Here is an 11965-nt window from a genome sequence, read left to right on the forward strand (position 1 = left end):
TTGTTCTTGTCAATCAGCCCGAGCTTGCCCCCGATAAAGCGCCGCAAGCGATCCAGAACTTTTGCCACGGTGTCGGGCTGGTCGGCGATGAATCCGACTAAGTCGCCCGGCTTGGCCTCGGCGGCGGCGACTAAGGCTTCCTTCTCAGCATCACTCAGAAACTTGGCGACGGGGCCTTTGGTTGCCTTGCCTTCTTCGTCCACTAAGAAGTAGGCCATGCCTTTTGCGCCCCAGTCGCGGGAGAGGTTACCCAGCTCGTCCATCTCGCGGCGGGGAATGCCCGCGCCGCCGGGATAGCGCACGGCTTTCACTTGGCCCCCATTTGCAAGCGTCTGCTGGAAGACCGCAAACTGCGTCTCAGTCAGATGCGGCGCACAGTCAATCAGCTCCAGCCCGAAGCGAATATCGGGTTTGTCGGTGCCAAAGCGGCGCATAGATTCATCGAAGGAGAACCGTGGAAAGGGCTTGGAGAGAATGGTCTTTCCGGTCTTCTCGGTGAACCTCTCCACTACCTCGATCATCAGCCCCTCGACGATGCTGAGCACGTCGTCTTGGGTGGCGAAGGCCATCTCAAGATCAATCTGTGTGAACTCCGGCTGCCTATCGGCCCTTTGTGATTCGTCGCGGAAGCACTTGGCGATCTGGAAGTAGCGCTCCATTCCCGCCACCATCAGAAGCTGCTTGAACTGCTGTGGAGCTTGGGGCAGAGCATAGAACTTCCCGGCCTGCAAGCGATACGGAACCAAGTAATCGCGGGCACCCTCGGGCGACGATTTTGTCAGCACGGGGGTCTCGATCTCCAGGAAATTATGAGCATAAAAATACTCGCGCACGGCCCGGACGATCTCGTGCCGCAGATGCATCTTGCGGTACATCTCGGGACGGCGCAGGTCTAAATACCGGTACTTGAGCCGCGCTTCCTCGTTGATGTTTTTATCGTCGAGCTGGAAGGGGAGTGTTCGCGCTGCGTTAAAGACCGTTACCTCAATCGCTTCTATCTCCACTGCGCCCGTCTCTAGATTGGGGTTTGCCAGCCCCTCGGGCCGTGCGGCGACGCGGCCACGCACGGCGATACACCACTCGCTCTTGACTTTCTCGGCGATAGCGTGTGCCTCGGGACCCGTGACATTGCGCGTCGGATCGGCGACGATCTGCACGAGACCGGTGCGGTCCCGCAAGTCCATGAAGACAACCCCGCCGTGGTCACGGACACTATTGGCCCACCCATTAACCACCACTTCCTGTCCCACGTGCTCGGCGCGCAGTGCGCCACAGTCTATCGTCCGCTGCCAGCTTGCAAATGCCACGAATCAAACCTCCTGGTGCCCCGGGCTGAGGCACGTAAGGGGCATTATATCGCCTCCCCCGTAGGAGGGGGGAGGCTGCAGAGCGCTCCGCGCTGCAAAGGGCGTGCCGCCCATAAGAATTGGGTATGGCCGGAACGGCCTTTGTAGCCGAGGAACGAGGCTCTCCAGCACCGCCGCTCTGACCGGCGGTGCTACTCGCCCTCTTTCAGTAAGAAGCGGTTCGAGATCACCTTGAACGAGAGCCGCCCTGCCAGAAGTAGGCTGTTGCGCTCGGTCTTTGGCCGGATGACGATTCCCTCACGCTCGTTGCTCGTGCCGTCGTACTTACCCTCGGCCAGGGCGAGCAGCGACTCCTGGGTATGGGCAAACCCTTCGCCTTCCTCGACAATCGGGACGGCGGGGAGATTGGCCGACTCTAGAAACGCGCGGGTGTCGTCGTGGTTGAGGTACTTGCCCTGCTGCTGGTCGTAGACATTGAAGGCGAAGAACTCCATGGACTTGAGCCCGAGGCGGTTCTTCTGAATGCCCGGCCCGCAGATTTCGCCCTGAACCGCGAAGTTGGGAAACTTGCGGAGCACTGCCTCGATCTCGTACTTCCTAGCAACATTCCAGTAGTGATTTGCGCCCTCGGTGATGCTCTGGTTACGGCCACAGGCATGGAACTCGTCGGTGCGCGGATCAATGCAGTACGTCGCACTGGTGCCGTCGCACTTGAGGGTAATCACGTAGGGCAGGCCGTGCAGCTCGTCCAGCACACCGGGCACGCTCTGAACACGCATCTCATCGGTCTTGCGCACCAGCGGTGGGAACGGTGCGCGCCAGTCGCCCATGCCCGTCGGAACCGGCGGCTCCCACTTACCGACGCCAAGAGTCGCCGTGAGATCGTCGCCCTCGGTCAGGCTCTCAGGGAGGTCAAAGTTTGCCAATGGCATGAGCAAGCCCTGAGAGAGCGCCCCGCGCAGGCGCATGGTCTTGATGCGGAAGCTCTCCGGCCGCGGCCGCGGGCTCTCGGCGGTGCGTGATGTCCAGAGAAACGCGAGCTGTGGCAGCTCGGGCGGGATGGCATCTATCTCAAAGAACACCCCAAGCGACCCCACGGCAAACTCGCCTTTCTTGACCACGCACTGCCAGCCATTGATCTGAGCCAGCTCAATCGCATCCGCGTTCTCGATAGGGTGGAGCGCCAGCACGCACTGGACACTCGCTAGTTTTCTTTCCATGATCTACAGTGTCGGTGGAGAGGAGGCGTTTGGTAAACTAGAAGCGAAATGCGAACAATGCTACTTACCAGCGCCGTTTGTCTGGTCTTTATTTCTGCGGCATCGGCGCGGCCTGAGTACGCAAAAAAAGAAGGCCAGAAGTGCAGCTACTGTCATATCAACTACGCCGCGGGTTACTTCACCTATCGTGGGATGTACTACCGGCTCCACAACCGCTCGTTTGCCAGCTTTGACAATGTCGCCGAGGCTAGGCTCGCTGGTGTCAAGCCCGACTCCCTCGGCGCTGCGTCTTCCCCGACGAACCCTGAGTACCCGAATGTGCCCGTTCCTGCCGCACTGAATTTTGCGGTGAAAGACATTCAGGGCAACCCTGTCAAGCTCTCTCGCTACGAAGGCAGTGTTGTGCTGGTGGTGAATGTGGCGTCTAAGTGCGGCAACACGCCCCAGTACAAGAGCCTTGAAGCGCTCTACGAGAAGTACAAGGACAAGGGGCTGGTGATTCTGGGTTTCCCCGCCAACGACTTTGGCGCTCAGGAGCCCGGCACGGACAAAGAGATCAAGGAGTTCTGCGAGGCTACCTATAAGGTCGCGTTCCCGATGTTCTCCAAGATCACGGTCAAGGGTGAGGGCATTGCGCCTTTCTACAAGTTCCTGACCGAAAAGGCGACCAACCCCAAGTTCGGTGGCCCCATCGAGTGGAACTTCGCCAAGTTCCTCATTAACCGCAAGGGCGAGATCGCTGGTCGCGTCAAGGCGGGCACGGATCCGATGATCCCTAGCGTCGTCGCGGAAATTGAGAAGTTGCTCGCTGCAAAATAAGAGCACTTCGCTCTAAGTCCAAGCTGCCTGTTGTGCGCGTGCCGGGCGGCTTTTAGTTTAGCTTCACCCTCCAAATGCGTCCCGCCCAGTCGTCGGCGATGAGTAGCGAGCCGTCCATGGCCCAGGCGAGCCCGGCGGGGCGGCCATTGACGGCGTTGCCTTGGGGATTAATGAGCCAGCCGGTGACGAAGTCCTGGGGCTTTTTTGATCCGGCGGGAATTTTGACGATTTTGTAGCCCGTGAGCGTGCTGCGGTTCTGCGAGCCATGGAGCGCGACATAGGCATTGCCGCCTTTATCGAACACCAAGCCGAGCGGAGCGGAGTGGGCGGGGAAGAGTATATCGGGGATCAGGGTGCGCTTCTTTAAGTCCGGGCGCTCGGGCAGACGCGGGTCGTGGTGTGGGCCGAGGTAGTAGTAGGGCCAGCCGTAGAAGCCGCCCTCTTTGATCTCGGTGAGGAAATCAGGGACGAGCTCGTCGCCGAGATAGTCACGCTCGCTGACCACGGCCCAGAGCGCCTTTGTCTTCGGATGGAACGCCATGCCAATCGGGTTGCGCAGGCCCGACGCGAAGATAGCTAGTTTGCCGATGGGTTTGCCCGTTTCATCTAGGGCGTAGCGCACGATGGTGGCACGCGGAGCTTCCTCTATAGCGGCGTTCTCCTTGCTTCCGATCGTGACATAGAGCCACTTGCCGTCGGGAGAAAAGGCGAGATTACGTGTCCAGTGCTGGCGCATTCCGATCTCCGGAATGTCCGAAATGACCGTTTCGGTGGGCTGTCTCGCTACTAAGTCACCGGGTTTGTAGGGCCAGCGCACGACGCTACCCGTGTTGGCGACGTAGAGAAAGTCCCGGTGAAACGCGATCCCAAAGGGCAGGTAGAGGTTGTCGGCATAGAGGCTTTTTTGATCCGCCTTTCCATCGCCGTTGGTGTCACGCAGGACAGTCACGCGGTTGGGCTGCTTTGTCTTCTTGACTTCCAGCCGGGATTCCACCACGAAGATATCGCCGTTTGGGGCCACACTCAGCCAGCGCGGGTTCTCCAGGCCCTCCGCGACGAGAGTGACGCCCTTGCCGCCTTTCAGAAAATCCGTGGGTGGGTTCTCGACCTGGCGCGGGACACGAATGACGCTCTTGCCGCGCTTGTCGGGGGCATAGCGTGCGCCCTCTTTCGCGTTCTTAAGCAGCCCGGGATCGTCGCTGGGGCCACGGCTAAGCCTTACATCAATCGGCGCGTTGACAGGCACTTTGACGCCCGCAGCGGGAATCTGCTCGCAGACCCGGCCTTTGGGCAGTGTGCTGCTGCCCACGCCGACCTCTCCGAGCTTGAGCTGACTGCGTCTCAGGAGTGCCAACGCCTCAGCTTGCGTCTTGCCCCGGAGATCGGGCACCGTCGCTCGCTGTCTCATTTTAGTGCTCGCTGCCTCATTTCAGTTTTTCTATGAGCCAGTCGGTTCCCAGGCGCAGGGTGGGCTTGGGGATCGTGTGATCCGCTTCGGCGTACCAGAAGATTGTCGGAGCTGTGCCTGCGGCGGCGTGGAGCTTTTGGGCGGCAGCTTCAGGGACTGTCGGGTCGTTGTGTCCATTGATAAACGCCAGTGGACGATCGGTCAGGTACGGCGCGAAGGCGGCGGGGCGGCAGGCTTCGGGAAGACTTTCGAGTTCCCCACCGACGCAGGGGAGCGCCACGCGGATGCGCTCGTCAATGGCCGTGAGAATGGTGCCCATCATCGCGCCCATCGAGAACCCGATCAGCCCGACTTTCTCGGAGTTAAGCTCAGGGCGCTCCAATAAATTGGGGAGGAGCTGCCGGTAGTCTCGGATCGTCGTGGTGAAGATACTCTCGGTGTCGGTGCTCGGCTTGCGTTCGCCGTGGCCTGCGGCGTCGAGTGCAAGGGCGGCGACTCCCCGCTGGGCGAACTCGCGCTTCATGGTATTGAGCATGCGCTCTTTACTGTGTCCCTTTCCGTGAAGCACCAGCACGAGTGGGAAAGGCCCAGCACCGTCTTTGGGGCGCACATAGAGCCCACCAACACTCTCCTTGGCGGCATTAGTGAAGCTGACTTTCTCCACCCGCGCCTCGGTGTCTTCCACGGGGGAGAAGACAAGCGCCGCAGAGTCTGGGGCGGCATATCTATCGGCACTGGCCGGGAGCTTGAGGCGCAGGGTGAGCCAGGCCAGCCCCTTGCGGACGTCATCGGCGGGCAGAATATGGCCGGACTCAATCCAGTTAATAATTTTCGGGGCCTTGGCCGCGTCAATCAGTGTTCGGGAGGCTGCGGGCGTGACGGTGGTGTCTTTGGTGCCATTGGCAAAGTAGACCGGGCGCGGGGTGGCGTGGCCGATAAAGTTGCTGGGAGATGCCAGCGAGGCGCCCGGGAACTTGACAAACGGGTCGCCGCCCACGCAGAGCGTGGCGGCCTGGAAGCGCGGCTCGACTCCCATCAGAATGCTTCCTTGGAACGCACCCATGGAGTACCCTAACAGCCCAATACGCTCTTTATTGATCTCCGGGCGCTTGGTGAGCCAGTCTAGCGCTTGCCGCCAGTCTTTCACGGTGTCCGGAACAACTTTCAGAAACGCGGCCTGCGGGCTCTTGCCGTCTTCTTTGCGCTCGCCATGCAGCGCGGCGTCTAGGGCGAAAACCGCGAAGCCCTGCTTGATAAGCTCCGGTGCCATCAAACTAAAGAGCTGCTCTTTGCTACCTCCGAGACCATGCAGCAGCGCGATGCACGGAAACGGGCCGGAGCCGTCGGGCTTCTGGTAGAGCGCCGTCACGCTCTCGCCGCGCAGGTTGGTGAAGGTAAGTTTTAGCCGATCCCCTTCTCGCGTCTCCTTTGCATCGAGCGGCTTGGTGGCATCGTAGGCAAAGCTGCGCTGGAGGCTCTCCCAGGAGGGAGCTTGCACGGGGGCCTGAGGAACCCGCACTGTGGCGATAAGCGAGGGAAGTAGAGGTAACATAATCCATTCTAGCCTATTTCGTGATAAAATACAGGGATGATTTCCGCTCTCCGGTACCACAACGGAGTACCCCGGTAGCCTTTTGTTTTTTGTTTGAGGATTTTCTATGCCCGATGAACTAACAACCCCCGCTGAAGCTATGTCTGACACCGACGAGACGCCTGACATGCCTGAGACACAGGACACTCTGGTAGTGCCCGGGATCAGTGTCATGGTCTACGATGGCCCCAAGATCGAGATCAGTGAAGAGATGCGTACCAGCTACATGGGCTACGCAATGTCCACGATTGTCTCGCGCGCCCTCCCGGATGTCCGCGATGGCCTCAAGCCGGTGCAGCGGCGTATTCTCTATGCCATGCGTGAGCTGGGGCTCGCCCCCACAAACCGCCATTTAAAGTCCGCTAAGATCGTCGGAGAGACTATCGGTAACTTCCACCCGCACGGTGATCAGGCTATTTATATGACAATGGTCAGAATGGCGCAAGATTTCTCCTTAAGATACCCTTTAGTGGATGGCCAGGGAAACTTCGGCTGTTTTACTGGTGATACGAAGATCAGGTTACTGGATGGTACCGAGAAGAGTTTTGCTGAGCTGGCGCTGCTTCCGAAAGAGGAAGTGTTCTCGGTTTACTCTGTAGATGCTGAAGGTCAAATTGTGGTTGGGGAAGGTCGCAACTCACGTATCACCCGTCGCGGTGCGGCTCTTATTCAAGTCACTCTGGATAATGGCGAAGAGATTCGTTGTACACCCGATCACCGCTTCTTGCTGCGTAGCGGCCTCTATAAAGAGGCGCAATTCCTGACTCCCGAAGATAGCCTCATGCCAGGCTACTTCGACACAGCCCCTGTGAAAGAGGGGCTCAATAACTACTTGCGTGTCCAGCAGCCGCAGACAGGGCAGTGGGAGTTTGTACACCGCATTGCGGATGCGTTTAATGAAAAAACGGGTCGTGTTACTCCGGCAGTGGGGCCGTTTGTGCGCCACCATAAAAATTTCAACCGATTCGATAACCGTCCTGAGAACATTGAGCGGCTTGGGTTTGTGGAACATCTTCATCTACATGCACTCCATCTGGCCGAGCTCTGGAAGGACGAAGCGTTCCGCACGGCGCAGCGTGAGGGAGTCCAGCGCTTCTACGATGAAAACCCGGAAGTGCGTGAAGAACGCCGCCAACGGATGGTGACGCAGAACCAGAGTGCTGAGTTTCGGGCGGAGAATGGAAAAAAAATAGGGGCGCGGCTGAAAGAGCACTACGCTCAGAACACTGAGGCGCGTGCGGTTATCGCCGAGCGCATGCGGCTTCTGTGGGCTGATCCAGACTATCGGATAAAAATGAGCGCGGCACTTCAGGGCATTGAAAAACGTCCGTTGACTCCGGAGCAGCGTGCGGAAGTCTCGCGTATTGTGGGTGAGAAGAGCCGGGCAATGTGGCAGGACGACAGCAAGCGCGAAGAAATCGTGGCCGCAATTACAGTGGCGATGCAGTCGCCAGAGCTACGTGCACGTCTGAGCGAGCAGGCGAAAGCGCTCTGGCAGGACGAGAGCTATCGGGCCAAGTTTGCGGCAGATCACCACCAGAAAATGGCGAAGAAGCTCTGGGACGATCCACGGACACGCATTGCGCACCGTGAGAAAATCAATGGGCAGTGGCAGGACAAAAACTTCCAGCAGGCCCATCGTGAAGGGGTACAGCGAGGGGCAGCGGCACGGCTAGCGGAAAATCCTGACTACATGCAACAGCTCAATGTGAAAGCCGTTGAGAGCCTCAAACAGTGCTGGCAAGATCCAAGCTACAAGCAAAATGTGGTGCGACAGCGAATACGACGCTACGGCTCGGCGCTTATCGCTCAGTTTGGTGCGGAGACGCTCACTCCTGAGATCTACGAAACAAATCGCCCGAACAACAATATTCCACGCTGGGCAAAAGCGCAGAGTTACTTTGGAACGTTTGAAGAGCTTGTGGCAGCTTCTGCAAACTACAATCACCGTATCGTTTCCATAAAATGGCTTGAAGAGACGGCGGATGTCTACGATATTACGGTAGATACTCACCATAACTTCTTGCTGAGTGGCGGTGTCTTTGTCCATAACTCTATTGACGACGATCCACCGGCCGCTTACCGCTATACTGAAGCGAGAATGACACCTTTAGCAATGGAATTGCTGGAGGATATTGAAAAAGACACTGTTGATTTTACTCCGACCTTCGATAACGAGCGCCGGGAACCGTCGGTGCTGCCGGGGAAGTTCCCGAACTTAATCTGTAACGGTGCGACGGGCATTGCGGTGGGAATGGCCACCAACATGCCGCCGCATAACCTCACGGAAGTCTGTGGAGGGCTGATCCATCTCCTGCGCCACCCGGCGGCCACCACCGAAGAGCTGATGACCTTTATTCCCGGCCCGGACTTTCCGACATCGGGCTTGATCCTAGGGCAAAAAGGAATTCGCGCCGCCTACGAGACCGGGCGCGGCTCGGTGACCATGCAGGCCAAAGTTCACTTTGAGCAGATGGACAACGGCAAGAGCGCCATTATTATCACCGAGCTGCCGTACCAGGTAATCAAGAGCAAGCTGATCGAGCAGATTGGGCTGCTGGCGCGCGAGAAAAAAGTTGAGGGCATCACCAATGTCAACGACTACACCGACAAGACTGGCATTCGTGTGGTGATCGAGCTGCGGCGCGATGTGCTGCCGCAGAAAGTACTCAACTACCTGCTCAAGCACACCCCTATGCGTATGAACTTCGGCGTCAATCTGATTACGCTGATCGCGCAGACCATTGATCAGACGGATCAAAAGGAAAATAAGGATAAGTCGCGCGTGATTCTTCAGCCCAAGCTCGTTGGATTGAAATCGATTCTTCAAGAGTATATAGACCATCGAAGAGTGGTTATCACGCGCCGCACCAAGTTTGAGCTGGCTCGCGCCAAGGCTCGTGCCCATATTTTAGAGGGCTACCAGATCGCGGTGCAGAACCTCGATGAAGTGATTGCTATCATCCGTCAGTCACGCAACACCGAAGCGGCGCGCGGACGGCTCATCGAGCGCTTTGGCTTTACGGGCATTCAGACCGAAGCGATCCTCAGCATGCAGCTGCGCAGCCTGACCGGGCTGGAGCAGGACAAGATCGAGAGCGAGTACCGTGAGATTCTTAAAGAGATCGCACGCCTCGAAGACATTCTCGCGGATCCGCGCCGGGTAGACGCGCACATTCAAAAAGACCTGGAGTACCTGCGCGACAAGTTCGGCGATGCTCGCCGCACCCGCATGGAAAGAACCGAGGCGGAGGAGATCAATCTCGAAGACCTCATCGCGGATGAGGAGATGCTCATCACGATCACCCGTGATGGGTATATCCGTCGCCTGAAGATGGACACGTTCCCGACACAAGGGCGGGGCGGCAAGGGCCGGATCGCGGGCAAGACCAAAGAGGAAGATGGCTTCGAGCACTTGTTCATGGCCTCGACACACGACTATATTCTCTTCTTCACGGATCGAGGCCGAGTCTATCGTCTCAAAGCCTTTGAAGTGCCGGAGGCAAGTCGGACGGCGATGGGCACTAATATCATCAACCTGATCCAGGTACTACCCGATGAGCACGTCACGGCGACTGTACCGATCCGTAACCTGAAGAACGCTGAGGGGTACTTCTTCATGGGAACCGTGCGCGGTGAGATCAAGCGCACACGTATTGCGGAGTTCGCGAACCTGCGAGCTAATGGTCTGGTCACGTTTGACATGAACGAGGGTGATCAGCTTAACTGGGTGAAACTCACCGATGGCGAGCAGAACATCGTGCTGACGACGATCAAGGGCATGGCGATTCGCTTTAAAGAATCCGATGTGCGTGCCAGTGGTCGCGCGTCGGGCGGGGTGCGTGGGATCGTGCTGGATGGCGAAGATGACCACGTCGTGGGCCTCGATATCGCCTCCGACGACTCCGACTTGCTGGTGGTGGGAGCGAACGGTCTGGGCAAACGAACCTCGATGGCGGCCTACAAAACGCAGGGGCGCGGGGGCAAGGGTCTCAAGACCATGGACATCACGGTGCGCACCGGGCATCTGAAAGCCGCGTGTGTCGTGCCACGTGAGGGCCAGGAGAACCTGCGCCTGATGATTGTCACGGAGCACGGCACGGGAATTCGCGTGAAAGTCAGCGAGATCAAGACCACCCAGAACCGCTCCACGCAAGGCGTCAAGCTGATCGAGCTACGCGAAGGCGATGCCGTCAAGACGGTGGAGTACTTCGACGCCAGCAAAAAGCCAGAAGACTAAAAAACTGTGTTTCGTGATGCGAAAAGCTCTTGTAGCAGTGCTTCTGCGGAATCAGGAGAGTGGTCTTCTGTGTGTTTCCAGCGCTTGGCGGCGGCTCTGAGGAGTGTTTCTTCGGTCATGCCTTTCTGTGCGGCGGCAAAGAGCACGCTTGGATCGCAGAGAAGCGCTGCGTCTTCCAGGTGCTTGCGGTCAAACACCAGGGAGAGAATCTCTTCGGCGGCGGCGAGCGCTCCGTTGCGCGGTGCGAGGCGTGGGATCGTTTGGGGGAGATTCTGGATACCCGTCGCAATCGCCTCTGCACTCAAGTCGGTGAGCCGCACCCCGGCACCCGCCGCGACGCAGCGCTCCACCCGCGCCTCTTGGTCGTCCCAGCCACGGGCCAGGGGCAAAAACAGGCACGGGACACCACTGTGCAGCAGCTCCCACACGGAGTTGAAGCCGCCTGCCGTGATCGCTCCCTCAAAGGCCCTGAAGCACTCGCTCAGCACGGGGCGGCGCGTCCAAGAGACATTGGGAGCCGGAAACTCACGCCCTCGGTAGAGCATTCCGGCCCCGAGCGTGAAGTGAATCTCCGGCAGGGCGCGCGCCGCCACAACAAGCTGCTCAAAGAGCGCCTCGGCATCTTTATCGCCGCCGCCGCCTGTGGAGGCATAGAGTGCTTTCGCAGATTCTGGAATGCCTAGACGCTCCCGTGCCTCCGCCTTTTCGTAGGTCTCCTCGACGGAGCGCAACAGGATCGGCGGTACCCCAACAGCTCTCTCTTGCGCTTGCTCGGGTAGCGGCGTGTCGTTGACGCCGTCTTCCTCGGGCAGAATTATCTTGTCGTAGCCACGTAGCGCACTCTGGAAGGTCGGCTGGTTTGCGACATCGGGCCGCACGGCGCGGCAGACGAAGACATTCTTACTACCTAGGTCAAGCACGTCATAGAGCTCATGGAAACTCCCTGCCGGAAACGTGTCCACGACGAGAATATCGGGCGAGAAGAGATTGATCGCGTTCCAGACCCACTGCTTTCCGAGCTTGCGGTAGCGGTGCGCCGAGAACCCGCCGCCGCTCACAATATTTTTAGAGGGAATCTTAAAGGCTGGAAAATCGTGGACGAGCGCCAGCCCATCGCCCTCGCTCGATGTCAGGATCACCAGCTCCAGCGGCTCACCCAGCGCCCAACACAGCCGCCGGAGTTGCCGGCCAATCGCAATAGTACGTGTCAGATGCCCCAGCCCAAGGCCATTGACGGCGTAGCAAAGAACCCGCAGCGGAGTCTGTGGTCGGCGCATGGGCTACGAGTCGTCGCGGTTCCAGGAACTATCGGATGCTGCGCTGTCGTAACCCGGGCGCTCGTAGGCATAGTTCGGATTCATATCGTGGTACTGGGCGACC

Annotated in this window: 7 protein-coding genes and 2 pseudogenes; 4 read left to right on the plus strand and 5 right to left on the minus strand. The window is 58.7% G+C overall.

The genetic code is table 11. The features are described 5' to 3' along the window. Positions 1–1307, minus strand: a 1307-nt coding sequence (aspS, locus tag ACH2EH_RS14490; RefSeq protein ID WP_395142757.1) for an aspartate--tRNA ligase, incomplete at its 3' end; no start/stop codon positions are given. Between the two features lie 191 nt (positions 1308–1498). Beyond that, positions 1499–2527 (minus strand): RNA ligase (ATP), encoded by a 1029-nt coding sequence (locus ACH2EH_RS14495; protein ID WP_395142758.1) that lies wholly within the window; start codon positions 2525–2527, stop codon positions 1499–1501. Positions 2528–2575: 48 nt separating this feature from the next. Between ACH2EH_RS14495 and ACH2EH_RS14500 the strand changes: the two genes are divergently transcribed. Beyond that, a complete protein-coding gene (locus tag ACH2EH_RS14500; RefSeq protein WP_395142759.1) occupies positions 2576–3346 on the plus strand; it encodes a glutathione peroxidase in 771 nt (256 codons plus the stop codon). 52 nt (positions 3347–3398) lie between these two features. On the opposite strand, the gene ACH2EH_RS14505 is transcribed toward ACH2EH_RS14500, so the two are convergent. Together ACH2EH_RS14505 and ACH2EH_RS14510 are read right to left on the minus strand one after the other, a co-directional pair. Further along, positions 3399–4754: a PQQ-dependent sugar dehydrogenase gene (locus ACH2EH_RS14505; protein WP_395142760.1), complete on the minus strand. Its 1356-nt coding sequence runs from the start codon at positions 4752–4754 to the stop codon at positions 3399–3401. Positions 4755–4770: 16 nt separating this feature from the next. After that, the gene (locus ACH2EH_RS14510) at positions 4771–6306 is read right to left on the minus strand and encodes an alpha/beta fold hydrolase (protein WP_395142761.1); all 1536 of its coding nucleotides are present in this window, start codon (positions 6304–6306) and stop codon (positions 4771–4773) included. Positions 6307–6517: 211 nt separating this feature from the next. Between ACH2EH_RS14510 and ACH2EH_RS14515 the strand changes: the two are divergent. The 3 genes and pseudogenes from ACH2EH_RS14515 to ACH2EH_RS14525 form a co-directional block, all read left to right on the plus strand. Beyond that, positions 6518–8392: pseudogene (locus ACH2EH_RS14515) on the plus strand (DNA gyrase subunit A); the annotation flags it as partial. Between the two features lie 18 nt (positions 8393–8410). After that, positions 8411–9736, plus strand: a pseudogene (locus tag ACH2EH_RS14520) (DNA gyrase subunit A); the annotation flags it as partial. A gap of 30 nt (positions 9737–9766) precedes the next feature. Further along, complete coding sequence (locus ACH2EH_RS14525) at positions 9767–10585, plus strand: DNA gyrase C-terminal beta-propeller domain-containing protein (protein ID WP_395142763.1); 819 nt, start codon at positions 9767–9769, stop codon at positions 10583–10585. Here the strand turns inward: ACH2EH_RS14525 and ACH2EH_RS14530 are convergent. Beyond that, positions 10582–11862, minus strand: a complete 1281-nt coding sequence (locus ACH2EH_RS14530) for a UDP-glucosyltransferase (RefSeq protein ID WP_395142762.1) — start codon at positions 11860–11862, stop codon at positions 10582–10584. The genes ACH2EH_RS14525 and ACH2EH_RS14530 overlap by 4 nt on opposite strands. Between the last annotated feature and the right edge of the window lie 103 nt (positions 11863–11965).

Origin of the sequence: Armatimonas sp., from assembly GCF_043760365.1 — a bacterium.
In the GTDB taxonomy this organism is placed as follows: domain Bacteria; phylum Armatimonadota; class Armatimonadia; order Armatimonadales; family Armatimonadaceae; genus Armatimonas.